The organism is Exiguobacterium sp. RM11, assembly GCF_059821525.1.
The window spans coordinates 1,707,559-1,731,439 of the sequence record NZ_CM187558.1; the positions used below are offsets into that span (position 1 = coordinate 1,707,559).

Sequence of the window (23,881 nt, forward strand, 5' to 3'; positions counted from 1 at the left end):
GAATACAGATGACGAATGAACAGATGATTGAAGCGATTTTAGACAAAATGAACATTATTAACCGCGGTGCAATCAAGGCGGAAGAATATAATGCGGCTGACCCATCAGCGGTGAAAGAGATTTACGAGTACGTAATGACACGTTCTTCCCTCTCTTTATCGGAAGTCGACGGGATTGTCGAAGAACTCGGTCAATTGACATGAAAAAGGAGTGGAACCATTGTGAATGGTCCACTCCTTTTTGTTTATAGATCAGCGTAACGTCGATTGAACGCGATGAGCGCTTCTTTAGCAGCCAACTGCTCGGCTTCTTTTTTTGAGCGCCCAACTCCCTCCCCGACGATGTCGTCGCTGAGACGTGCATGGGCAACGAATTCACGGCTATGCGCCGGTCCTCGCTCCTCGATGATTTCATACGTGACCGGACCTAAGCCTTCCCGTTGCACACTTTCCTGCAACTGGCTCTTGAAATCGGTCTGTTCTTCAAATACACCCGCTAAGACTTTCGGAAAAACCGCTTCGGCGAGGAATCGTTCGACTGCCTCAATCCCTTGGTCTAAATAAAGAGCACCGATATAGGATTCGAAGACATCGGCAAGTAGTGCCGGACGTTTTCGTCCACCGGTCAACTCTTCACCTTTTCCAAGCAAGATGAAGTCAGAGAAAGCATAGGCCTCCGCAAAATTCACGAGTGACGGTTCGCAAACGATCGCCGCCCGTAATTTCGTTAATTCCCCCTCGGAGCGCTCCGGATAAGTCTCATATAGGAAGCGGGATACGGTCAACTCTAACACGGCATCCCCTAAAAATTCTAAGCGTTCATTGTCTTTTCGTAGTCCACGTTGTTCATTCACATAAGAAGAGTGTGTGAACGCCTGCATGAGCAAGTCGTGATTCGAAAACTGAACGTCTAAACGCTCTTCTAATGACTTGAATAATTCTAAGATGCGTGCCCGTTCCATTTCCTGACGCCGGCGACGCTGCGCCGACCCTTGACGGTCAAACCGTCGTTTGTCTTTTGTCATAGTTCCCTCCATGAATAAGCACAAGCCCACCGCTCGAAACCGAGCGGTGGGATGGCTTGATTACACTTTTGTTTCGATATACGCTACTACGTCGCCAACAGTCGCGAGCTTCTCAGCGTCTTCGTCTTCAATCGTGATGTCGAATTTGTCTTCGAGGTCCATCACCATTTCCATTACTTCAAGCGAGTCAGCGCCAAGGTCGTCCTTGAACGATTTCTCTGCAGTGATCTCAGAAATGTCTTTCCCGAGCTTCTCTGCTACTGCTTCTTGTACGTCTACTAAAATTTGTTCTTTTGTCATGATAAAATCCCTCCAAAGGTAAGTATATTAAATGTCTGTCTATTGGTAAAGTTCTCTTTTACACCATCGTCATGCCGCCATCGACGGCAATCGTCTGACCCGTCACGTAAGCGGCTTGTTCAGATGCTAAGAATGAGACGAGGTTCGCCACATCTTCGACTTGTCCGAAACGATTGAACGGAATTTGCTCGAGTGTAGCGTTCCGCTGTTCATCTGTCAAGGCATCAGTCATATCGGTTTGAATGAAACCTGGGCAAACGGCATTGACCGTCACATGACGACTTGCGAGTTCGCGTGCCACTGATTTCGTCAACCCAATCAATCCTGCTTTTGCAGCCGCATAGTTGGCTTGTCCGGCATTCCCAGTAATCCCGACGACTGAGGCGATATTGATGATTCGCCCCGATTTTGATTTGAGCAACGATCGTGTGACCGCTTGCGATGTGAGGAACGCGCCTTTCAAGTTCGTCGATAAGACGTCATTGAAGTCCGCTTCTTTCATCCGCATGAGTAACCCGTCACGTGTGATGCCTGCATTGTTCACAAGACAATCGACGCGTCCGTACGTATCGACCGTCGTCTTGACGAGCGCTTTAACGTCGTCAGCGTTTGAGACGTCCGCCTTCACGGCCGTAGCATCGCCACCTGCTTCAATGATGGCCGCCACGACAGCGTTTGCTTTTTCTTCACTACCCGAGTAATTCACGACGACTCGGAAGCCGTCTTCCCCTAAACGTTTCGCGATGGCCGCACCGATTCCACGGGACGCGCCAGTCACGATCGCTACTTGATCATGCACGAACTTCTCCTCCTAACGAGGCGACTTCTTCCAACGTGGTCGCCTTTTGAATCGATACATTCGAATCGATTCGTTTAATCAACCCCGAAAGTGGTGACGATGGACCGAATTCGATGAACGTGTCCACCCCGTCTGCAATCGCTTTTCGAACACATTCTTCAAAACGAACAGACGAATATAGTTGTTTCGTCAACAACGCTTTCAGATGTTCGGGATCACGATGCACAGCCGCATCCACGTTCGAAATGAAATCGACAGACGCTTCTTGGAACGGTGATGAGGCGAGGACATCTTGGAAACGTGTCGCCACCGGCATCATATATGAACTGTGGAACGCACCGGAGACGTTTAACGGCAATACCCGTTTCGCGCCGGCTGCCTTCAGTTCTACACTCGCCTGTTCGACCGCATCGATCTGCCCGGAAATGACAAACTGACCAGGGCAATTCAAGTTAGCGATTTGAACCAAGTCTCCACTCGCACTAATTTTTTCAGTGATATGAAGCGCTTCTTGAAGATCGGTCATTCCGACGACTGCCGCCATCGTCCCGTCTTTTACAGAAGACATCAAATTACCACGTTCTCGAACGAGCACGGTCGCCTCTTCTAAATCGATGACCCCCGCTGAGACGAGCGCCGCATACTCTCCTACGCTATGTCCGATGACGACATCCGGTGTCGCACCGTTTGCCGCATAGGCTTGTGCAAGCAACGAGGCATGTGCCACGATTGCTGGTTGTGCGACTTCTGTTTCTTGTAGGTCTTCTTTCGACCCGGCAGACATGACTTCAAGAAGGTCAAATCCGAGTCGACGCCCGATTGCCTGAAGGGCTTCAGGTTGGTCTAAAAAGGTCTGTCCCATTCCAACGGCTTGAGAGCCTTGTCCCGGGAACACCCATGCTACTTTCCCCATGTCCTCACCTGCTTTCGCTTAGTCTATCGCTTTGGCACGCTTGATTTTATCGACGACGTCGTGGTCTACCATGATTTTCGCCTGTTTCAACGCACTCGCAATCGCAAGTGCGTCGCTCGATCCGTGTGCCTTGATGACAGGCGCATTGATCCCGAATAATCCGGCTCCCCCATGTTCACGATAATCAAGCGTTTCTTTCAATCGTCTTAATTTCGGCTTTAAGATGAGAGCGGCAAGTTTTGATACAAGGTTGCTCGTGAATTGTTCTTTCATCATCTTCATGAGCATCGCTGAGGACCCTTCTACACCTTTTAACAAGATGTTACCGGCAAATCCTTCCGTCACGATGACGTCCACGTCTCCCGACATCGCTTCACGCGCTTCGACATTTCCAACAAAGTGGACAGGGGCCTGTTCAAGGAGGGGGAACGCTTCTTTCGTGAGCGCATTTCCTTTTCCGGCTTCCGTCCCGATATTGAGAAGGGCGACACGCGGTGAATTGATGCCACGGACATGTTCTGCATACAGTGAACCCATGATTGCATAATCCACAAGATGTTCGGCTTTCGCATCCGGATTCGCTCCGACATCCAGCACGACGACACCACTACCTGTATATGTAGGGAACGTCGGAGATAGTGCCGGACGCTCGATTCCTGGGATTCGTCCGATGACGAAGAGAGAAGCTGCCATCAAGGCACCGGTGTTCCCGGCAGACACGAGAGCATCCGCTTTCCCCTCTTTAACAAGGTTTGCCGCTACGACGAGCGAGCTGTCCTTTTTGCGGCGGACCGCACGAACAGGCTCATCCTCACCTGTAATGATTTCACTTGCTGGAACGACCGTCACACGAGGATCGTCAAGTCCGTAAGAGGCAATTTTCACCTCGTCACCGACTAGAAAGAGTTCCATCGGTTCATTCGGATATTGTTCGACGAACCGTTTCACACCTTCTACGATTGCTTTCGGTGCGTGATCGCCACCCATTGCATCAATTGCTAATTTCATGCTTGTTCCTCCTCACCACGTCGGTAAATCGTGAAGTCGCCTTCAAAAACGCGCTCCTCACCGACATAACTTTCGACCGTGACGTCTGTTCTCCCGTCCCCTCTTAGCTTCATCACACGAGCCTTGGCAACGACTCGCTCTCCAAGATGAACCTGGCGACTAAACCGGATTTCCGCTTTAGTGGTCAACGCCAATTCATCATTGATGAGCGCCACCGCTAACGAGTTGGCTTGCGCGAACAGGACGTGCCCACGTGCAATCTCATTGCGGCTAAAGACGTGTTCTTTTTCTATATCGAGGACAGAAATCGCAGAGTCATCGAGTTTCAAGTCAATCATATCACCGATGACCTCGCTCATTGAAAGCGATTTGACTTCATCGAGGTGCTCGGAAGCCACATGTTTGATTCGTTCCCTCACTTCTGGAATTTTTAATTCCATCCGGTCGAGTCGAATCGTCTGGATGCTGACGGAAAACTGTTTTGATAGTTCTTCGTCTTTGATGAACGGGTTGCGCTCAATCGTTTCTTGTAACAAGCGTTGCCGCTCTTTCTTAGGTACCCGCATTCAGTTCCCTCCTAAACTAATCGCTAAAGAACTTAATACCTGGTACTAATAGCAGTATATATTCTTTAGTCGTCATTTTCAAGTATTATTCTAACCTTTCCCCAACGAGAAGGTCGAGTTGTTTCAAATAGCCACGTAATCCTTCGTATTGGGCATCATGCCAAAAGGCGTCGCTCCCGAGAAGTTTCACGGCATCTTGCATGGCTACTTCCATCACTTTTAAATCGAGAACGGGATCTGCGACCCGGAAGCTCGGAAGACCGCTTTGGGCGGTACCAAAGAAATCACCGGCACCACGTAACTCTAAATCTTTCTCTGCCAATACGAATCCATCGTTCGTCTCTGTCATCGTTTTCAGTCGTACTTTCCCGACATCTGACTTCGGGTCCCCGACGAGGATACAGAACGATTGATGGGCACCACGACCGACGCGGCCACGTAGCTGGTGCAATTGCGCGAGACCGAAACGCTCGGCGTCATGGATGATGATGAGTGAAGCGTTCGGAACGTTCACCCCGACTTCGACGACCGTCGTCGATACGAGAATTTGCGTCGCATTGTCAGCAAATGACTTCATCACGTCGTCTTTTTCTGCGCTCGATAGCTTTCCATGCATCAGCCCCACAGAATAGTTCGGAAACCGTTCTTTCAACAGTTCATACAAAGCCGTCGCACTTTCGACCTCAAGCGTATCCGACTCCTCGATCAGTGGTGCGATCACATATGCTTGACGACCGAGAGACAGTTCACGGTCGACCATCGAATGGACACGGTCGATTTGGTCTTGCTTCGCCCAGTACGTTTCAATCGGTTTTCGGCCTTTTGGCATCTCATCGATTGTTGAGACGTCCATCTCTCCGAACGCGCTGATGGCAAGTGTCCTCGGAATCGGGGTCGCGGTCATATATAAGACGTCCGCAAATTCCGCTTTATCGCGAAGTTTCTTTCGTTGTTCGACACCGAATCGATGTTGTTCATCCGTAATCGCCAAATGTAAGTTCGAAAACTCGACGGGTCCTTGAATGAGTGCATGTGTCCCCACGATGATGTTGACGTCTCCTGATTGAATTGCCGTTAGAAGCGCTTCTCGCGCCTTTCCTTTCACTGAGCTCGTCAAGAGAGCGATGGTGATGCCGAACGGTTCGAACAATTCCTGTAAAGACGTCGCATGTTGTTCTGCTAAAATCTCAGTCGGCACCATCAACGCCCCTTGATACCCCGCCATGACAGTCGCATACAAGGCAATCGCGGCAACGACGGTCTTCCCGCTCCCGACATCCCCTTGTAGCAATCGATTCATCCGTTCTGGCTTCTCCAAATCGGATACGATTTCACGGATGACCCGTGTTTGGGCTCCCGTCAACGGAAATGCGAGTCGTTTGACGAACTCGTTCAATTGATGCTTATCGAGTTGAAGGGCCCGACCGTTTCCTGACCGCTCCATTTTTCGAAACGCCTGTAATTTCAATTGATACATGAGGCATTCTTCATAAACATAACTCCGTCTCGCCTGCTTATACGTTTCCACGGTATCCGGAAAGTGCATGCCGCGTAGCATATCCATTCGGTCTTCAAGTCGATACCTGGCCCGTATGGACGGCGGTACCCGCTCCGGAAGCTCGCCCACTTGTTCGAATGCTAACTTGACGATCCGACTAAAGTTCTTTTGCGTAAGACCCGCTCGTAATGAATAGATTGGTTGAAGTCCGCCTGACGGAGCACCGAACTCGAGGTCGGTCGCGCTGATCGTCATTCGATTCATGTCCCATTTCCCTTTGACCGTGACGGTCTCGCCGATTGCTAACTTCTCTTTATAAAACGCACGGTTGAACATCGTCACTTGGACCGCATAACGTTCTTCTAACAACAATCTGAACTGAAGTCGATTCTTACCTTTACTATAGTAGCGAACGAGCGGTTCTGCCTGGACTGTCCCACTCCACTTGATCAAGTCACCGTGAACGGCAGTCGTTACGGTCCCACTATTATAATTCTCATAACGAAACGGGACGTGCTCTAGCACGTCCTCGATTCGAACAAGTCCCATCACTTCTAGTTTTTTGGCCATCTCCGGCCCGACTCCTTTCAGAGTCGTCAGTCGTTCATTGTTTTGCATCTTCTTTCGCTCCAAATATATTTCGTTCGAGGCGACGAGCCGTCGGCGTATTCGCCAGCCCACCTTTCGCCGTCTCTTTCAATGCGGTCGGCATCATTTGACCGACTTCATGCATCGCTGAAATGACTTCGTCACAAGGAATGCGTGATGTGATTCCCGCGAGAGCCATGTCCGCCGCAACAATGGCGTTGGCACCACCCATGGCGTTTCGTTTTACACATGGGACTTCAACGAGTCCTGCCACCGGGTCACAGACGAGACCGAGCATGTTCTTAAGGGCGATCGCGAACGCCGTCGCCGACTGGTCCGGTGTCCCGCCGGCTGCTTCGACGATGGCGGCTGCAGCCATTCCGGTCGCTGAACCGACCTCTGCCTGGCAGCCACCTGCCGCTCCCGAGATCGAGGCGTTGTTCGCTACCACGAAACCGAAAGCACCTGACGTGAACAAGTAACGAATCATCGCATCGCGGTCCATCTCGAGACGGTCTTTCACAGCGAATAACGTTCCAGGTACGACGCCTGCACTCCCCGCAGTCGGTGTCGCACAAATCCGTCCCATCGCCGCATTTACTTCGTTCGTCCCGATGGCTTTTGACACGGCATCTAAAATGAGGTCTCCAGCCAGTGATTTACCTGATCGGATATACTCTTGCATGAGTACGGCATCGTTCCCCGTCAATCCTGTCACCGATGTGACACCTTGAAGGGCGCGTTCAACCGCTTCTTCCATGACCTCGAGGTTACGGTCCATCATCCCGACGATGTCCTCCCGGCTCGAGCGTCTGACGTGCATCTCTTGTTCGATCATGACTTCAGAAATCGGGATGCCTCGTTCTGTGGCAATCGTCACTAACTCTTCTACTGATTTAAACATCTCACATTCTCCTTATTCCCCAAAAATAGCTATCCGTTCGATTTGCGGTAACCGTTCCAGTTCTGCGATCACTTCAGCAGGAATCGTTTCATCAATCTCAATCGCCATCAAAGCTTGCATTCCTTTTTCGTGGCGACTCACTTCCATATGCCCGATGTTTAATTGATGGTTTGCCAAGACGCCGGTCACTGCAGCGATGGCGCCGAATCGGTCATGATGCAAGACGACGAGTGCAGGTCCCCCACCTGTCAATTTCAACGGGAACCCATTCAGTTCCGTGATCTCAATCGTTCCCCCACCGATTGAAATCCCGACGATTTCAAATGTCCCGAACTCATCTTCGAGCAAGACACGCGCTGTATTCGGATGATCCGTCAACAAGTCGCTCGTCTCAAAGATGACCTCGATTCCTTTTTCGCGGGCGATGTCTAACGCCTGTGGAATCCGCAAGTCAAACGTATCAAATCCCATGATTCCACCGACGATCGCGACATCCGTACCGTGACCCCGATACGTGTCCGCAAATGACCCATAAAATGTGATGTGCGCGGTGCGGGGCGTTCGCCCGAATAATTTCCCTGCCATCAGCCCGATGCGTGCGGCACCGGCCGTATGCGAACTCGACGGCCCGACCATGACAGGGCCAATAATGTCAAACACACTACGATATTTCACTTCATTTTCCCCCTTTCAAAAATCCCTACCTTCATTATACAGAAGGTAGGGACTTGAAACAGCTTATTCCACACTAAAAATATAAGAGTAAAGCGGTTGTTTGCCGTCGTGTACTTCAATCTCAATCTCATCATTTACAGTTTCGATATATGACGTCAACGCTTCCACGTCTGATTCAGATGAGCCTTCACCTGTTAAGATCGTGATGATTTCATCATCTGCTTCGACGAGTGCATCGACCAACTTTTTAGCCGCTTCGAGGCTTGACGTCGATGAAGAAACAATTTTCTTCTCTGCGATTGCCATATGCTCGTCTTTCTTGATTTCCACGCCATCGATGCTCGTATCACGAACAGCGTAAGTGACTTGACCAGACTTCACAGTCGCGGCAGCCGCTTTCATCGCTTGTTCGTTCATCTCGACATCCGCCTCTGGGTTGAAGGCGATTGCCGCCGCAAGACCTTGTGGGACCGTCTTCGTCGGGATGACAGAGACGCCGCATGGTGCGACAGACGCCGCTTGCTCAGCAGCCATGATGATGTTTGAGTTGTTCGGGAAGATAAAGACATGTTCCGCATGTGCAGATTCAATCGCCTTGACGATATCTTCTGTCGATGGGTTCATCGTCTGACCGCCTTCGATAACATGTGCCGCCCCAAGCGAACGGAACAATTCACTGACACCTTCACCCATTGCCACCGTTACGATCGCAAATGGTGCTTTTGGCTTCTCGGCCTGTTGAACACCGTGCTGATTTGCGCCGTGTTCTTCTTCAAGGATTGTCGAGTGTTGTTGACGCATGTTCTCGATTTTGACTGCAACGAGTTCACCGAAACGCTGACCTTTCGTGATGACCTCACCTGGAGTCTCGACGTGAACGTGAACTTTTAAGAGTTCTTCGTCCGCGACGACAAGGAGAGAATCCCCTAGTTCTGACAATTCGTTACGGAATGCGTCTTCATTGAACGGCGCATTCTTTAACTTATCGTCTTGGAAACGAACCATGATCTCCGTGCAGTAGCCGAATTCGATGTCTTCTGTTGACATGAACCCTTGTGCTGCATGGGCATGATGTTCTGCCTCAATCAACGCATCCATGACAGGTGCATGTGGTTTCTCGAGTTCTTTTCCTTCAAGGCTTGCAAGGAATCCTTCGTAGATGACGAGAAGACCTTGACCACCTGAGTCGACGACGCCGACTTCTTTTAATACCGGCAACAAGTCCGGTGTACGGTCTAACGATGCTTTCGCTTCTACGATGACACGTTTCATAAATTCAGTGAAATCACTTGTCGACTCTGACGCAAGAAGCGCTTCGTCGGCCGCTTCACGAGCAACCGTCAAAATCGTTCCTTCAACCGGTTTCATAACCGCCTTGTATGCCGTGTCGACACCGCGCTTGAGCGCCTCTGCAAAATCAACAGTTGTCAGTTCCGCTTTGCCTTCAACCGCTTTACCGAATCCACGGAACAACTGACTTAAAATAACGCCTGAGTTTCCACGTGCTCCCATAAGTAGTCCACGAGCAAACTTCGATGACACCTCTGCGATATCTGATGAGTTCATCGCTGCTACTTCTTTCGCACCCGACGTCATCGTCAAGTTCATGTTCGTTCCCGTATCTCCGTCTGGAACCGGGAAGACGTTAAGCGAATCCACATAATCTGCGTTTTGGCTCAAGTTGGCCGCTCCGTTCGCGATCATGTTTGAGAGCGCCAATCCATCTAAACGTTTTAAACCCACACCAAATCCTCCTCCGTTTTCGTCAGTCATTCGTCAGACGAACGCCTTGAACGAATATATTTACCGACGAAACGTTTAATCCTAAAGTTTCTCCGAGCGTATACTTCACTCGGCTCTGCACGTTGTATGCAACTTCAGATACTTTCGTTCCGTAGCTTACAATGATGTGCATGTCGATATGTACGTCTTCATCTTCTTGACGTACGACGACACCACGCGCGTAATTTTCACGTTTTAATAATTCAGCAATGCCGTCTTTCAGTTGTGCTTGTGAAGCCATGCCGACCACACCGAAGCATTCCATCGCCGCACCACCTGCGAGTGTCGCGATGACGTCACTTGTGATGTCAATATTGCCATATGTTGTCTTCATTTCAATTGCCATATGGAGTAGCCTCCTTTATTCGGAATGATTCCTAATGTACATTCTACAATAAGTACCTAGTTATTAAAAGAACCTGCTCCAGAAACTCGGTCAATTAACGCGATAACCTCATTCATTATTCAAATCCTTGAGAGTAATGTCAAGTTTTTTTCTTGTCATGGTACGATTTTCTAGTTGCATCGGGAAAAAAGCCGTGCTAATATAAACGAGTGTCTATTAGGACGAACCCACATAAAAAAGGAGGGGAAACGCATGGCACGTAAATGCTACGTAACAGGTAAATCACCTAAATCAGGTAACAACCGTTCGCACGCACTCAACAAGACAAAACGTACTTGGGGTGTAAACGTACAAAAAGTTCGTATTCTCGTTGACGGTAAACCGAAACGCGTTTGGGTTTCAGCTCGCGCACTTAAATCAGGTCTCGTTGAACGCGTATAATACTTATACACGAACGAATAAATCCCAGCGGCATTCGCCGATGGGATTTTTTTTTGCTTATTTTTTGATGATCATGACAAGAACCATTCCGTGATGGACCGTCAATCGGGCAGACGCTTCGGTCCATTCATTCGAAATCGTCAACGCCTCCCCACTCTTGACCTCATGATGGTCGAGTGGATATTTGACACCTTCAATCGAGATCGTGGCCGTCTTCCAAGGCATGAAGGAAAGATAGTGCCCGTCTCGCTTCATAATGACCTCGCTACCTGTTCTCACGAGATAAACCGTTTGACCTTCTCCGTGAAGAACCATCTCCGGATACGTTTCAAGTAAGCCGACGTTCGCAAACGTCATATCGATGCGTCCGCCTAAGCCACCATATACATCCATCCGTGTCGCCCCGCGTTCTCTCGCGAACGCTAGTGCAATCTCTAAGTCCGTCACGTCTTTCTCCGAAGGATAGCGTAGCGCCTCCTCAGGCGGTAGTCCTTTAAACGAATCAAAGTCCCCGACCACGACGTCTGGCATGATCTCTTCATCTAATAATCTTTGATATCCACCATCGACACCGATGACAAAATCGGCATCACGCGGTAAGTCCGGAATGGGTTCCGGACTAGCCGCGACTATCAAAATATTCATTGACGGAGATCCCGTGTCGCCACACGCGTGAAACGTGGTGCTGTCGTGAAGAGGAGCACTAACACGATGGCTGAGATGACAAAGGATGGTGCCATATACGTAGCATTGTAGCCGAGTGAATAGGCGACGACCGGACCTTCTGCATATTCAGCAAAGAAGACAATTCCCGAGATGACGTGCGCCGCGTATCGTAACATCGAACCAAGGAGCGCCCCGAGTACTAAATATGTGGCAAGCGTCTTCGTCGCCCCGTTGCTCGCAGCTTGCTTCACACGCCCCGCGAACACTCCGGCCATTCCGACGAGACCATAAGCGACCGTATAGTCGAGCAGGAATTGTACAGGCGTGAAAATATAGGCACCGAACAAGAGTTGAAGTGTCCCGACGAGGGCACCTGTTGCGAGACCACCTTTTAATCCGTGGCGGAATGCCATCACAAAGATCGGGAGCATCGCTAAACTGATGGATCCCCCTTGTGGCAAACGGTATGGAATGAGCAAATCAAAAATGAGCCCGAGCGCTGCAAACAATGAAATTTCAATGAGCGCTTGTAATTTGAAACGTGATTTCATCTTTCTTCCTCCTTTATTTGGTTGAACGACAAAAAGCAGCATGACGTAAACGCCATGCTGCTTGGATTCGCAACGTGCATTTTCGCCACATCCCTACGTCCGTGTGAACGGAACAGGTTCAAAGGGTTAGCGTATGCCTCTCAGCCACATGATGTGACACCCCTTGCGACTCTATCTTGTTGTTCTATCGTCGATTATACACGAGATGCGCCACGAATGCTATCGATGGCTGCTTTATAATCTGGTTGATTATAGATGGCTGATCCCGCAACAAGGACATCAGCCCCTGCGTCGATGCAATATTTTGCCGTTTCCGCGTTGACACCACCATCGATTTCAATCTCAAAATCAAGCTGACGGTCTTGGCGGAGATGACTGAGTGCTGAAATTTTCGGTACGACCGATTCGATGAAGGCTTGTCCCCCGAACCCTGGGTTGACGGTCATGAGCAATACCATGTCGACGTCCGCAAGCACGTGTTCAATCGTCGAGAGCGGTGTATGCGGGTTCAAGACGACTCCGCATTTTGCGCCAGCCGCTTTGATTTGTTGCAAGACGCGATGCAAATGGTTCGTCGCTTCCACGTGAACGGTCACGATGTCCGCTCCCGCTTTCACGAAGTCTTCGACATAGCGTTCCGGTTGGTCAATCATCAAATGCACATCGAGGACCATGTCTGATTTTTTACGCAAGCTTGCGAGGACCGGCAGACCAATCGAGATGTTCGGCACGAACTGTCCGTCCATGACGTCAAAATGGATATAGTCCGCTCCCGCTTCTTGGACAGCTTTCACTTCCGCCTCCAAATTGGCAAAGTCGGCCGCTAAAATAGATGGTGCAATTTTAATCATCTGTCAATACCTCCGTTTTCGATCGTTTAACTCTTCCATAAAGGTAACATAATTCTCGTATCGTGTTGAAGCGATTTCACCATTTTCAACGGCTTGTTTGATGGCACATCCCGGTTCATTCAGATGAGCACATCCACGGAACTTACAATCGTCATGGCGTTCCACGAAATCAGGGAAGCACCATCTGAGTTCATCTGCCTCAAGTTCTTGCGGAAACTCCAAGCTTGAAAATCCAGGTGTGTCGGCAACAAGACCATCCGCTAATTGAATCAACGTCACGTGACGCGTCGTATGCTTTCCACGACCGAGTGATTTAGAGATTTCCCCTGTCGCCAACTCGAGCTCTGGCGCGACGGCGTTAAGTAACGAACTTTTCCCGACACCGGTCTGACCGGCGAAGACGCTCGTCTTCCCTTTGAAGAGACCGCGCACTTCATCCACTCCGTGCGCTTGCTCCGTCGATGTCTCAATCACGTCATACCCGATGGCGCGATAACGTGCAATCGCTTCTTGTATCGGCTCGACTTCATGTTCATCGAGCAAGTCCATCTTCGTCAAGACGATGATTGGATGAATTTGCTTTGACTCGATGAGGACGAGGAAACGGTCGAGTAAATGATATGAAAACGCCGGTTCTTTTACTGAAAAGAGGAGGAACGCCTGATCGATATTGGCAATCGGCGGGCGAACGAGGTGGTTTTGACGCTCTTCCACCTCTAAAATATAGCCGGTCCCATCTTCTTGATCTTGAATCACCACATCATCGCCGACGACCGGTGAGATGTTGCGTTTTCGAAAGTTTCCTCTGGCCCGACAACGAATCTCTTGATTCGTCTCGGTCATCACATCGTAAAACCCGCCTTGAAGGCGAATGATTGTTCCTTTCATTATGACTACCTCCTTTAAAAAAGAGGTGACGACACCGTCACCTCTTTATTGTGCCTCTTCAGCTTGTGCATATGTGACTGAATCTGTTCGGACAATCTCACCATCGACTTCAATCGTCGCCGTCCCGACTTCGTCAGGGGCAATGACGAGCGTATACGAATACGTTGTCGTCTCTGTGATTTGATCACGAAGCACCTCAATCTCACCGCGTGCGTCAACCGTACGAATCACGACTTCGACCGTCTTCGGTTTCTTGTCTTTGTCCGGTTGCTCGACTTCCACGGTCACTTCACGTTCAATTGAAATATCAGTCGGTTCAACGCCTTCCGATACGATGACCGTGAGCTCCGTTCCCGGGTCGACTGCTGTCCCGGCTGTCGGAAGTTGACGGATGATTTGACCTTTTGGAACACTTGTCGAAAATTCATCCCGCTTCACGATTTTCAATTTGTTCTGTTCAGCATAAATGGATGCTTCGTCGAACGTATATCCAGCAAGGTTCGATAGTTCCACTTTGTTGCTTCCTGTCGAAACGACGAGTGTGACCGTCACCTCTGAAGGAACGACCTCTTCACCTGGGTCGACCGATTGCGAAATCACGTCTCCACTATTCACCGTTTCGGAAGCTTCTGTTGTGATTTCAAGGTCGCTGAATGCCAAGTCTTTCAACATACGTTCGGCAGCAGTTTGCGAGAGACCTTCTACGTTCGGCATTTCGACCGTCTCTTTTCCGGCCGATACGACAATCGTCACGGTCGTTCCGCGTTTTGGCTTACGTCCTTCTTGCGGGTTTTGCGAAATGACCTCACCCTCCGCAATATCATCGCTCGCCCGTTCTGTCACTTCGACGACAAACCCGGAAGCTTCAAGCTCTGTCGTCGCATCCCCGATACTCATACCGACGACATCCGGCACGACGGAACGCGACATCTCATCGGCAACCACGTAAGCGGCAATGCTTCCACCAATCAATAGAACGATGAGTAAGATCCAAATCCACCATTTTCGTTTCTTCTTTTTCACAGGCACCTCTTCCGGTTCCTGTTCTTTTGGTGGCGTGACCGGTGGTGGTGTCACGGGCACATCTTGTTTTTCTTCCGGCACGACCGGTGCCATTACGAGCGTCTGGTCGAACTCGTCTTGATTTGCCGAGAGTCGTCTCGGTTCATTGGCACGTTCACGGCTCAACGCGGTCATGCAATCTTTTTTAAAGGCTGCGACCGATGCATGTCGGGCACCCGGTGATTTTGATAAGGCTTGCATGACACAGTTCTCAAGCGCTTGTGGGATATTCGGATTTAAGTCCATCGGTCGAATCGGGTCATCTTGCAAATGTTGAAGGGCGACCGCGACCGGCGTCTCGCCGATGAACGGTACACGACCCGTCAACAATTCATAAAGAACCGCACCGAGCGAGTAAATGTCCGATTTTTCATCCGCAAATTTCCCACGAGCTTGCTCGGGTGAGAAGTAATGGACAGAACCAAGGACGGACATCGTATGCGTCAACGTCGCATTCGACATCGCGACAGCAATCCCAAAATCGGTCACTTTCACGTTTCCATGCTGATCGATCATCATATTCTGCGGCTTGATGTCCCGGTGAATGATTCGGTTCGCATGGGCGTGGTCAATCGCATCACAAATCTGCCCCATGATGCGCAACGCCTCATCGACAGATATGTATTCTTCCTGCAAATATTGTTTTAACGTCATGCCATCGACGTGCTCCATGACGATATAGTATAAATCATCTTCATCGCCGACGTCGTAGATGGCGACGATATTCGGATGGTTCAGACTCGTAGCCGCGTGGGCTTCTCGCTCGAACCGACGTATAAATTGTTCGTTATGTGAGAATTCAGATCGCAACACCTTGATGGCGACGGTTCGGTTTAAAATCTCGTCATGAGCCCGGTATACATTTGCCATGCCTCCGCTGCCGATTTGTTGTTCGATCCGATAACGATCGTTGATTCGTTCTCCGCTTCGCATCGGATTCATCCTCTCTTTCTATCTGTGAATTGAACGAGGGCGACCGTGATGTTGTCGCTCCCTCCCAATTGGTTGGCTTCCGCAATCAGTTGATCTGCCTTTTGATCAGCTGATACAGCTTGTTGTAAAACGTGTTGAATCGCCCCATCGGTCAGATGTGTCGTCAATCCATCCGTACAAATTAAAATCACATCAAACTCAGGGTCAGCGAGCACTTGTACGTCAGGCTCGACTTGTTCGCTTGAACCGATCGCTCGGGTGATGACATTTCGTTTCGGATGAACGCGCATCTCTTCTTCCGTCAATTCACCGAGCTGTTTGAGCACGTTGACGTAAGAATGGTCTTCTGTAAGACGCCTTAATTCGTTCGCTTGCAGGGCATAGACACGGCTATCGCCGATATGAACGATGACAACTGTCTCTCCGTTCCAACAAACGGCCGCCACAGTCGTTCCCATCATGACAAGGTTCGACTGTTTCGCAAACTGCAACACTTGTTCATTCGCCAAGTGAATGTGATGGCGGAACCATTGTTCGATGTCGACAGGGGTCGACGGGAGAGACGGGAAAGCCCGTCGAAACTCTTCAATCACGATTTGACTCGCGACCTCTCCCGCTGCATGTCCACCCATCCCGTCGGCAACGAGCGCAATTCCTGAGAAGGCATCGCCTAAGATTAAAACTGCATCTTCATTTTGTGTGCGTACTTGTCCACGATCTGTTCGAAATGCTAATTCCATCTTTCTGATTACCTCGTTTCTTGTTCGCGCTCCTTCGCTCGAAGTTGCCCACAAGCAGCATCGATATCCGAACCTTGTTCGCGACGAATCGTCACGTTCACATTGCGGTCTTTGAGCACTTTTTCGAAGGCAAAGATTTGAGCTCTCGGTGTGCGTACGTAGTCGCGTTCCAATACGTGGTTGACTGGGATCAAGTTGACGTGACATTTGATGCCTTTCAACAAGTCAGCCAATTCGTGGGCATGGTCTTCCGTATCGTTGACGCCACCAAACAATCCGTATTCGAACGTGATGCGACGACCGCTCTTCTCCGTATAGTAACGGACGGCATCCATCAACTTGTTCAAGTCAAACGCACGGTTGATTGGCATGAGACGTGTACGTAGTTCTGTCGAAGCCGCATGAAGAGAGATGGCGAAGTTGATGCGCATACCTTCATCGGCAAACTTATAAATTTTTGGAACGATTCCGCTCGTTGATACCGTGATGTGACGGGCACCGATATTAAGGCCGTTATCATGGTTGACCGTACGTAAGAAGCGCATCAACTCATCATAGTTATCAAACGGTTCACCAATTCCCATGACGACGATCGAGTCAACACGTTCGCCTGTCGCGTCTAGGGCGCGCTGTACATCAAGAACTTGTGCCGTGATTTCACCAGCTTCTAAGTTACGTTTCAACCCACCGAGTGTTGAGGCACAGAACGTACAGCCGATCCGGCAACCGACTTGTGTCGTGACACAAATGGAGTTCCCGTACTCGTGACGCATGAGAACCGTTTCAATTGAATAGCCATCTTGAAGTTCGAACAAGAATTTGATCGTACCGTCTTGCGATTCTTGTTTGACCAATTCTTTCAACGTTGTCAGTTGGAACGACTCTTGTAATTGGTCACGAAGTACTTTTGGAACGTTCGTCATATCGTCGAATGACGTGACACGTTTGACGTACATCCAATCATATAATTGTTTCGCACGGAATGATTTTTCTCCTGCTTCCACGACCCACGCCTCAAGTTCAGGGAACGTCAACGAATAAAGTGACGGTTTTGCGCCTAAAAGTGGATTCTTTTCTACTGCTTTTGGATTCATTGTTTTATACCTCTTTCTTAAATGCGGCGATATAGAAGCCGTCGGTCCCGAATGTCGTCGGTAATAGTTTTAATTCAGCACGGTCCGATGCCATGATCGGACGAACAGATTGCGGCAGACGCTCTTTTAGCGTCTCGTCCCACACCAATCCTTTTGACAATACATAGTCAGCCTGCGTCTCGTTCTCGGACGGATCAATCGTACATGTCGAGTAAACAAGCGTACCACCTGGTTTGAGCAGTGGCAATACGGCATCAATGATTTGTCGTTGAATCTTCGGTAAGTTTTCTAACTGGGCTTTGTCTTTCGTCCACTTGATATCTGGCTTCCGACGAATGACACCAAGACCCGAACAAGGAACATCTAGAAGAATACGGTCAAAGCTCTCTTTTTCAAACCGTTCACCTGCCAGACGAGCATCAAGGGCAAGTGCGGTCACTCCATTGATGTGAAGACGTTTGGCTTGCTGGTCGATCAATTTCGCTTTATGTGGATGTAAATCGAGTGCTGTGAGCGAACCGTTCTCCATCCGTTCTGCCGTGTGCATCGCTTTCCCACCAGGGGCGGCACATGCGTCTAAAATCTGATCATCTTTCGACACACCGAGGGCATCTGCGACAAGCATCGAGCTCTCATCTTGAATCGATAAGAGGCCTTCCTCGATGAACGGGGTCGAATGGACGTTGCCCGATTCGACGACGAGTCCGTCGCTTGATAGTTCAGAGCGTGACGTCAAGACACCTAAGTCGGCCAACCGGTTCATCATGTCGTCGACAGACGCTCGTTTACGGTTGACGCGAACCGTGACAGGAGCCGGCTCATTGTTCAATTGACAGATGGCTTCTGCTGTTTCCACCCCATATAGGTAAATCCAATCGGAAACGAGCCATTTCGGATGACTATGTTCGATCGAGATTCTTTCCGCATCTGTCAACTCGCTAAAATCAGGGAACCCTTCACGGAGAACGTTACGTAACACCCCGTTCACGAATTTGCTCGTTCCGAGATGGTGTCCTCGTTTTTTCGCGATTTCGACCGCTTCGTGTAAGACGGCACGATCTGGCACCTTATCGAGGTAAAAGAGTTGATATACACTCATCCGAAGAAGCGGAAGGACGAACTTATCGAGCTTCTTCGGCGAACGGATTCGATCGTTTAAGATGTAATCCAACGTTCCTTTTCGACTGAGTGTCCCGTAAACGAGTTCGGTATACAGACCGACATCTTTTGGGGCGACTTTCTTTTGTTTTAATGCGTCATTGACGGCAATCGTTGAATATGCGCCGCCTTGTTCAATTTTTATCAGCGTATCAAGCGCTGCTTCACGTACGTTCATGAGTTCCTCCTAATCGGTCACCAACACGCAACTTCTGTCCAGCTCCACGCATGAAGGTCGCACCATCCATTCGTTTTTTCCCTGCTGGTTGTAAGTCCGTCACTTTGATGGCAACGCTGTTCCCAGTTGCCACGACGAACCCGTCCTCTTCAAGTCGAACGACTTCTCCAGGTTGCCCTGTACCCGTCGTCTTCTCTCCCATGAACAGTTTCACGCGTTCACCTTCAAGCGTCGAATAGGCAGTCGGGAATGGATTCATCCCGCGAATGTGATTATAGATGGCTTCCCCACCCATACTCCAGTCGATTTGTTCGCGCTCACGGCTGATGTTCGGTGCAAACGTCACATCCCGCTCATCTTGAGGGACCGCTTCAATCCATCCTTCTAAGAAAGCTGGAAGTGTACGGATGAGAAGATCGCTTCCTGCTACAGCCAGTTTATCAAATAACGTTCCGACCGTATCCATTTCTTCAATCGGAACAATCGTATTGGCAATCATGTCACCTGCGTCCAATTTGTCGACCATATACATGATTGTCACACCTGTTTCCGACTCACCATCGATGATGGCTTGATGGATCGGGGCACCTCCACGATATTTCGGAAGTAGCGAGGCATGGACATTGATTGCTCCGTGAGGCGGTGCCTCGAGTAATGCGGTCGGCACGATTTGACCATACGCTGCCGTGACGATGAGGTCCGGACGTAACGCTAAAATTTCTTCATAATCCGTGCGAACTTTCTCAGGTTGCAAGACAGGAATGCCGTGACGTAGTGCATACTCTTTCACAGGCGTTGGTTTCAGTTCACGTTTTCGTCCGACCGGTTTGTCCGGTTGCGAGACGACACCTACGACATTGTATCCTTCTTCGAGCAGTCGCTCAAGTACAGATACCGCAAATGTCGGAGTTCCCATGAAGACGATCCGTTTGTCTTTTCCAGGGTTTGGAACCGCGAGCTTATCTGTGAATAAGACGCCATTCAAATGATCCATCTCATGCTGAATCGCCCGGGCGAAGAAGCCGCTCGCTTGAATCGTATGCGTGCGTCCTTTCAAGTCCTGATTTTTGACGACAATCGACTCATGACGTTCCACGAATCCAAATTCGCCTGGGATGCTCAAACACCCTTCGAGTCCGACCTCACGTCCTGACGTCTCGATGATTTCAGGATTGATCAAGACGAGAGGACCCGTCTCATCATCGGTATGGACGACTGCGAGTCGTTGATTCAAGTTGACCTGTGGTGCCGCAACACCGACTCCATCATACTCATACATCGTATCAAACAATCGGTCGACCGTTTGACGCAATTTTTTATCGAACTTCGTTACCGGTTCGCATGTTACGCGTAATATATCGTTCGGTACTTCTACTACTTTATACATGTCTCTCCACCTCACATGAATACGTATGGGTTCACATCGATACTCATTTGATATTCTTTCTTACTGATCGCTTTCGCTCTTGCTTGTTGAAGGCGAGCTAACTCCGCGTAGAGCGTTTCAGGTTGTTTCGTTTTAATGAACACCTGATAACGATACGCATTCTTTAATTTTGATAACGGGGCAGGCATCGGACCGTTCAAGCGGCTGTTCTCCACTTGTGCCTGTAAAAAGTCTGATGCAAACAGTTCCGCCTCCGCCTTGGCGACGAGCGGATTTTCTGCCGAGAACGTGACGAGCGTCAAAAACCAATACGGCGGATGGTTCCCGACTTGACGAAGACCCATCTCTTTGGCGAAGAACGTCTCATAGTCGTGTTCACTCGCTGTCTCGATGACATAATGGTCCGGATTGTACGTTTGGACGAACGCCTCACCTGGAAGTTTTCCACGACCGGCTCTCCCTGCCACTTGGGTGACAAGTTGGAACGTCCGCTCGGTCGCACGGAAATCAGGCATCCCGAGCGTCGCGTCTGCCGCAAGTACTCCGACGAGCGTGACGTTTGGGAAGTCGAGTCCTTTGGCAATCATTTGGGTGCCGAGTAAAATGTCGGCCTCTCCTTCTTCGAAGCGTCGTAACAATTGTTCGTGCGATCCTTTCCGCGACGTCGTATCTTGGTCCATTCGGATGATCCGCGCCTCCGGAATCCGATTCAACAACTCCGTCTCGATCTTCTGGGTGCCTGATCCGAACTGCTTGATTTTCTTACTATTGCACGATGGACACGTTGACGGCATGCCGACTTCGTAGCCACAATAATGACACTTCAATCGATCACCATATTGATGATACGTTAAGTTGACCGCACAATGCGGACATGTCATTCCTTCCCCACAGTCCCGACACATGACAAATGTCGTAAACCCACGGCGATTCAACAGAATGACACATTGCTCTTTTTTCTCGATCCGGCCGAGGATTCCATTAAACAATTCCTCAGAGAACATCGTCGTATTGCCTTTTGCCAGTTCACGGCGCATATCGATAATGTGGACCGGTGGCATCTCTCCACCGTACCGTTCTTTCAAGTGTAAGTAGCGATACACACCCTTTTGCGCCCGGGCGTATGACTCGAGCGAAGGTGTCGCACTCCCCAACACGACGGGACACCCATGATAGCGGGCCCGCCAGATGGCGACATCGCGCGCATGATAGCGCGGATTCTCTTCTTGTTTATACGTCGTCTCATGCTCTTCATCTAAGATGATGAGGCCGAGACGGTCGAGCGGCGCAAAGATGGCCGAACGAGCACCGACGACGACGTCGACTTCCTTCCGCTTAATTTTACGCCACTCATCATACTTTTCCCCTTTAGAAAGGGCACTGTGTAAGACTGCGACGCGTTCACCAAAGCGACGTTTAAAACGTTTTACCATCATCGGCGTCAAACTGATTTCCGGCACGAGCAAGATGGCCTGCTTTCCTTCATCAATGACTTGCCCAATCGATTCTAAATACACTTCGGTCTTTCCGCTACCGGTCACACCGTGTACAAGTAACGTCTCGCCTGCATCCGCCTCATGGATTGCCTGGACCGCGTTCGCCTGACTATCGTTTAACTGCACCGATTCCTGTACTTGTTCAATCGTCGCGTACGGGTCACGATTCAATTCCACTTCGGTCAACCGCACCGCACCGAGATCTTCGAGCTTTTGAAGTTGCGGACGAGTCAAGCCGATTTGGCGTAATGCCGACCAATACATACGTGGCGTCTCTTCTAACGCTTGAATCGCTTCTAGTTGCTTTTTCGCACGTTTCGAGACGACTGTCGGATTGAGCAGTTCGACGACGATGTCTGTTTTGACTGTTTTCTTTTCTTTCAGAACGGGAGCGAGGGTAAGCTCCCCTTTTTTAGCAAGTCCGAGAATGACCGATTGAATGTCTTTCGGATATTCCGATAAATGTGTCCCGAGACGAACACCTTCAGGCACATGCCCCTCTTTAATTTCTTTGTCGTAACTAACTTTTAGCGCTGCCGGTAGCATCGCAAGGAGTGCAGAAGAACGGAAGCATAGCGTCGTCTCCTTCACATGGATGGACAAGTCGAGCAGTTCATCCGTTAGTGAGGATTCTTCATCTAATAAGGCTTCGAGCGGCTTCAATCCATCTCTCGTCCCGTCCGATGTGCCAACGACGATTCCTAACAGACGGCGTGAACCGAATGGAACGGAGACACGCATCCCCGGTTCAATCAAGGATTCGAATTGTTCGGGTACTTCATAATCAAACGGACGATCAATCGTGATCACCGGTGCATCAACATGGACGTGGGCAATCATTGGACCGCTTCCTTAAAGTGTGTGAGCAACTCGAACGCCAACTGTTTCTTCGACTGTTTCGGAAGTTGAAGCGTCGTCCCATCGGCGTGGAACAGGACAGCCTCATTATCATCTGCACCGAATCCGACGTCACTACCGGATACATCGTTTGCAACGAGGAAATCGACGTTCTTTTTCTTCAGCTTCGCTGCCGCATGTTCTTCGAGTCGTTCCGTCTCCGCAGCAAAGCCGACTAACACTTGATGGGTCTTTCGTTCACCGAGTGTCTTGAGAATGTCTGTCGTTTCTTCGAGTTCGATTGTGAGTGGACCATGCACTTTTTTATGTTTCTCTGCATGGACCGTTTTAGGACGATAATCCGCGACTGCCGCCGACTTCACGACGAGGTCGAGTGATTCGAAACGACTTGTCACTTCCTGCAACATCTCTTCGCTCGATTTGACGGGAATGGCCGTCACACCGTCTGGTACGGGGACTTGAAGCGGACCATGGACGAGGGTGACACGGGCACCCATATCACGTGCCACTTCTGCGAGCGCCACACCCATTTTTCCTGAAGAGTCATTTGATAAGTAACGGACGGGGTCAATGCGTTCTACCGTCGGACCAGCCGTAATCAATACTTCTTTTCCGAGGTATAGTTTCGGGACGAACTGGCTTTCGATGATGCGCACCAAATCTTCTGGTTCCGGTAGACGTCCACCGCCAATCCAGCCACATGCCAAGTTACCGACGCCTGGTTCGATCAACTGATAGCCGTAAGATTTTAACGTCTCGATATTCCGCTGTGTGGCAGGATGTTCGAGCATGTTCACATTCATCGCCGGTGAGACGATCACTGGGCACTTCGCCGCTAGGATCGACGTCGTGATGAAGTCATCTGCAATCCCGTTCGCTAATTTCGCGATCGTGTTTGCCGTCGCAGGAGCGACGACGATTAAGTCACTCGAGTCGACGACATCGATATGTGCAATCTTTGTTGGATCATGCTCTTCAAACACATCGGTATAGACCGGATTTCGACTGAGCGCCTGGAAGGTCGCCTGACCCACGAATTGTTCTGCCGACTTCGTCATCGCGACGCGAACATTCGCTCCGGCTTGAACCAATTTCGATGTGAGCGCACACGCCTTGTAGGCGGCGATGCCACCACTCACACATAACAAAATAGTACGATCCTTCACCATTCCCAA

The 23,881-nt window shown here is 49.9% G+C and carries 24 protein-coding genes and 1 riboswitch; of the genes, 2 read left to right on the forward strand and 22 right to left on the reverse strand.

Annotated features, from left to right (window positions below):
- The first annotated feature begins 8 nt into the window (after positions 1 to 8).
- Positions 9 to 203, forward strand: coding sequence for a DUF1128 family protein (locus tag AC5LIL_RS08930; protein ID WP_015881361.1), 195 nt, complete (start codon positions 9 to 11; stop codon positions 201 to 203).
- 41 nt (positions 204 to 244) lie between these two features.
- Here AC5LIL_RS08930 and rnc read toward each other — a convergent pair whose 3' ends face one another.
- The 11 genes from rnc to AC5LIL_RS08985 form a co-directional block, all read right to left on the reverse strand.
- Positions 245 to 961: a ribonuclease III gene (gene rnc, locus AC5LIL_RS08935; RefSeq protein ID WP_214693956.1), complete on the reverse strand. Its 717-nt coding sequence runs from the start codon at positions 959 to 961 to the stop codon at positions 245 to 247.
- Between the two features lie 123 nt (positions 962 to 1,084).
- Positions 1,085 to 1,324 (reverse strand): acyl carrier protein, encoded by a 240-nt coding sequence (gene acpP, locus AC5LIL_RS08940; RefSeq protein ID WP_074034794.1) that lies wholly within the window; start codon positions 1,322 to 1,324, stop codon positions 1,085 to 1,087.
- 58 nt (positions 1,325 to 1,382) lie between these two features.
- On the reverse strand, positions 1,383 to 2,123 hold the full coding sequence (gene fabG / locus AC5LIL_RS08945) for a 3-oxoacyl-[acyl-carrier-protein] reductase (RefSeq protein WP_214783809.1): 741 nt from the start codon (positions 2,121 to 2,123) through the stop codon (positions 1,383 to 1,385).
- Positions 2,116 to 3,036, reverse strand: coding sequence for an ACP S-malonyltransferase (gene fabD, locus AC5LIL_RS08950; protein WP_214745501.1), 921 nt, complete (start codon positions 3,034 to 3,036; stop codon positions 2,116 to 2,118). Before fabD ends, fabG begins: the two co-directional genes overlap by 8 nt.
- An 18-nt stretch (positions 3,037 to 3,054) precedes the next feature.
- Positions 3,055 to 4,044 carry a phosphate acyltransferase PlsX gene (gene plsX, locus AC5LIL_RS08955; RefSeq protein WP_214745504.1) on the reverse strand — a complete coding sequence of 330 codons (990 nt, stop codon included), beginning with the start codon at positions 4,042 to 4,044 and terminating at the stop codon, positions 3,055 to 3,057.
- Complete coding sequence (fapR, locus tag AC5LIL_RS08960; RefSeq protein WP_074034802.1) at positions 4,041 to 4,610, reverse strand: transcription factor FapR; 570 nt, start codon at positions 4,608 to 4,610, stop codon at positions 4,041 to 4,043. Before fapR ends, plsX begins: the two co-directional genes overlap by 4 nt.
- An 85-nt stretch (positions 4,611 to 4,695) precedes the next feature.
- Positions 4,696 to 6,726: an ATP-dependent DNA helicase RecG gene (recG, locus tag AC5LIL_RS08965; protein WP_499823915.1), complete on the reverse strand. Its 2,031-nt coding sequence runs from the start codon at positions 6,724 to 6,726 to the stop codon at positions 4,696 to 4,698.
- A complete protein-coding gene (gene sdaAA, locus AC5LIL_RS08970; RefSeq protein WP_499823916.1) occupies positions 6,713 to 7,600 on the reverse strand; it encodes an L-serine ammonia-lyase, iron-sulfur-dependent, subunit alpha in 888 nt (295 codons plus the stop codon). The genes recG and sdaAA overlap by 14 nt, the downstream gene beginning before the upstream one ends.
- Before the next feature lie 12 nt (positions 7,601 to 7,612).
- Positions 7,613 to 8,275 carry an L-serine ammonia-lyase, iron-sulfur-dependent subunit beta gene (gene sdaAB / locus AC5LIL_RS08975; RefSeq protein ID WP_047795429.1) on the reverse strand — a complete coding sequence of 221 codons (663 nt, stop codon included), beginning with the start codon at positions 8,273 to 8,275 and terminating at the stop codon, positions 7,613 to 7,615.
- A 63-nt stretch (positions 8,276 to 8,338) separates the two neighbouring features.
- Positions 8,339 to 10,018, reverse strand: coding sequence for a DAK2 domain-containing protein (locus tag AC5LIL_RS08980; RefSeq protein WP_499823918.1), 1,680 nt, complete (start codon positions 10,016 to 10,018; stop codon positions 8,339 to 8,341).
- A gap of 22 nt (positions 10,019 to 10,040) precedes the next feature.
- Positions 10,041 to 10,403, reverse strand: a complete 363-nt coding sequence (locus AC5LIL_RS08985; RefSeq protein ID WP_015881350.1) for an Asp23/Gls24 family envelope stress response protein — start codon at positions 10,401 to 10,403, stop codon at positions 10,041 to 10,043.
- Between the two features lie 252 nt (positions 10,404 to 10,655).
- On the opposite strand from AC5LIL_RS08985, the gene rpmB reads away from it, so the two are divergent.
- Positions 10,656 to 10,844: a 50S ribosomal protein L28 gene (gene rpmB / locus AC5LIL_RS08990; protein WP_015881349.1), complete on the forward strand. Its 189-nt coding sequence runs from the start codon at positions 10,656 to 10,658 to the stop codon at positions 10,842 to 10,844.
- A 57-nt stretch (positions 10,845 to 10,901) separates the two neighbouring features.
- Here the strand turns inward: rpmB and AC5LIL_RS08995 are convergent, their stop codons facing one another.
- The 11 genes from AC5LIL_RS08995 to coaBC all read right to left on the reverse strand — a co-directional run bounded on the left by AC5LIL_RS08995 (position 10,902) and on the right by coaBC (position 23,875).
- Positions 10,902 to 11,489, reverse strand: coding sequence for a thiamine diphosphokinase (locus AC5LIL_RS08995; protein WP_499823920.1), 588 nt, complete (start codon positions 11,487 to 11,489; stop codon positions 10,902 to 10,904).
- Complete coding sequence (thiT, locus tag AC5LIL_RS09000) at positions 11,486 to 12,061, reverse strand: energy-coupled thiamine transporter ThiT (RefSeq protein ID WP_074034820.1); 576 nt, start codon at positions 12,059 to 12,061, stop codon at positions 11,486 to 11,488. Before thiT ends, AC5LIL_RS08995 begins: the two co-directional genes overlap by 4 nt.
- A 73-nt stretch (positions 12,062 to 12,134) precedes the next feature.
- Positions 12,135 to 12,235, reverse strand: a riboswitch (TPP riboswitch).
- A gap of 20 nt (positions 12,236 to 12,255) precedes the next feature.
- Positions 12,256 to 12,912 (reverse strand): ribulose-phosphate 3-epimerase, encoded by a 657-nt coding sequence (rpe, locus tag AC5LIL_RS09005; RefSeq protein ID WP_499823921.1) that lies wholly within the window; start codon positions 12,910 to 12,912, stop codon positions 12,256 to 12,258.
- 3 nt (positions 12,913 to 12,915) lie between these two features.
- Entirely contained in the window at positions 12,916 to 13,803 is an 888-nt protein-coding gene (rsgA, locus tag AC5LIL_RS09010) for a ribosome small subunit-dependent GTPase A (RefSeq protein WP_499825359.1), read from the reverse strand.
- Between the two features lie 42 nt (positions 13,804 to 13,845).
- Positions 13,846 to 15,795, reverse strand: coding sequence for a Stk1 family PASTA domain-containing Ser/Thr kinase (gene pknB / locus AC5LIL_RS09015; RefSeq protein ID WP_499823922.1), 1,950 nt, complete (start codon positions 15,793 to 15,795; stop codon positions 13,846 to 13,848).
- A 5-nt stretch (positions 15,796 to 15,800) separates the two neighbouring features.
- Entirely contained in the window at positions 15,801 to 16,535 is a 735-nt protein-coding gene (locus AC5LIL_RS09020) for a Stp1/IreP family PP2C-type Ser/Thr phosphatase (protein ID WP_214745525.1), read from the reverse strand.
- Positions 16,536 to 16,543: 8 nt separating this feature from the next.
- Positions 16,544 to 17,629, reverse strand: a complete 1,086-nt coding sequence (gene rlmN / locus AC5LIL_RS09025; RefSeq protein WP_214783832.1) for a dual-specificity RNA methyltransferase RlmN — start codon at positions 17,627 to 17,629, stop codon at positions 16,544 to 16,546.
- Between the two features lie 4 nt (positions 17,630 to 17,633).
- Positions 17,634 to 18,965 (reverse strand): 16S rRNA (cytosine(967)-C(5))-methyltransferase RsmB, encoded by a 1,332-nt coding sequence (gene rsmB / locus AC5LIL_RS09030; protein ID WP_214783835.1) that lies wholly within the window; start codon positions 18,963 to 18,965, stop codon positions 17,634 to 17,636.
- On the reverse strand, positions 18,952 to 20,352 hold the full coding sequence (fmt, locus tag AC5LIL_RS09035) for a methionyl-tRNA formyltransferase (RefSeq protein ID WP_214783838.1): 1,401 nt from the start codon (positions 20,350 to 20,352) through the stop codon (positions 18,952 to 18,954). The genes rsmB and fmt overlap by 14 nt, the downstream gene beginning before the upstream one ends.
- Positions 20,353 to 20,363: 11 nt before the next feature.
- A complete protein-coding gene (gene priA / locus AC5LIL_RS09040) occupies positions 20,364 to 22,688 on the reverse strand; it encodes a primosomal protein N' (RefSeq protein ID WP_499823923.1) in 2,325 nt (774 codons plus the stop codon).
- The gene (coaBC, locus tag AC5LIL_RS09045; protein ID WP_214783844.1) at positions 22,685 to 23,875 is read right to left on the reverse strand and encodes a bifunctional phosphopantothenoylcysteine decarboxylase/phosphopantothenate--cysteine ligase CoaBC; all 1,191 of its coding nucleotides are present in this window, start codon (positions 23,873 to 23,875) and stop codon (positions 22,685 to 22,687) included. Before coaBC ends, priA begins: the two co-directional genes overlap by 4 nt.
- Positions 23,876 to 23,881: the final 6 nt, after the last annotated feature.

Coding starts and splice junctions, on each gene's coding strand:
- AC5LIL_RS08930 (WP_015881361.1), top strand. CDS start 9: ATGACGAATGAACAGATGATTGAAGCGATTTTAGACAAAATGAACATT.
- rnc (WP_214693956.1), bottom strand. CDS start 961: ATGGAACGGGCACGCATCTTAGAATTATTCAAGTCATTAGAAGAGCGT.
- acpP (WP_074034794.1), bottom strand. CDS start 1,324: ATGACAAAAGAACAAATTTTAGTAGACGTACAAGAAGCAGTAGCAGAG.
- fabD (WP_214745501.1), bottom strand. CDS start 3,036: ATGGGGAAAGTAGCATGGGTGTTCCCGGGACAAGGCTCTCAAGCCGTT.
- plsX (WP_214745504.1), bottom strand. CDS start 4,044: ATGAAATTAGCAATTGATGCAATGGGTGGCGATCACGCACCGAAAGCA.
- fapR (WP_074034802.1), bottom strand. CDS start 4,610: ATGCGGGTACCTAAGAAAGAGCGGCAACGCTTGTTACAAGAAACGATT.
- recG (WP_499823915.1), bottom strand. CDS start 6,726: ATGCAAAACAATGAACGACTGACGACTCTGAAAGGAGTCGGGCCGGAG.
- sdaAA (WP_499823916.1), bottom strand. CDS start 7,600: ATGTTTAAATCAGTAGAAGAGTTAGTGACGATTGCCACAGAACGAGGC.
- AC5LIL_RS08985 (WP_015881350.1), bottom strand. CDS start 10,403: ATGGCAATTGAAATGAAGACAACATATGGCAATATTGACATCACAAGT.
- rpmB (WP_015881349.1), top strand. CDS start 10,656: ATGGCACGTAAATGCTACGTAACAGGTAAATCACCTAAATCAGGTAAC.
- AC5LIL_RS08995 (WP_499823920.1), bottom strand. CDS start 11,489: ATGAATATTTTGATAGTCGCGGCTAGTCCGGAACCCATTCCGGACTTA.
- thiT (WP_074034820.1), bottom strand. CDS start 12,061: ATGAAATCACGTTTCAAATTACAAGCGCTCATTGAAATTTCATTGTTT.
- rpe (WP_499823921.1), bottom strand. CDS start 12,912: ATGATTAAAATTGCACCATCTATTTTAGCGGCCGACTTTGCCAATTTG.
- pknB (WP_499823922.1), bottom strand. CDS start 15,795: ATGCGAAGCGGAGAACGAATCAACGATCGTTATCGGATCGAACAACAA.
- AC5LIL_RS09020 (WP_214745525.1), bottom strand. CDS start 16,535: ATGGAATTAGCATTTCGAACAGATCGTGGACAAGTACGCACACAAAAT.
- rlmN (WP_214783832.1), bottom strand. CDS start 17,629: ATGAATCCAAAAGCAGTAGAAAAGAATCCACTTTTAGGCGCAAAACCG.
- rsmB (WP_214783835.1), bottom strand. CDS start 18,965: ATGAACGTACGTGAAGCAGCGCTTGATACGCTGATAAAAATTGAACAA.
- fmt (WP_214783838.1), bottom strand. CDS start 20,352: ATGTATAAAGTAGTAGAAGTACCGAACGATATATTACGCGTAACATGC.
- priA (WP_499823923.1), bottom strand. CDS start 22,688: ATGATTGCCCACGTCCATGTTGATGCACCGGTGATCACGATTGATCGT.
- coaBC (WP_214783844.1), bottom strand. CDS start 23,875: ATGGTGAAGGATCGTACTATTTTGTTATGTGTGAGTGGTGGCATCGCC.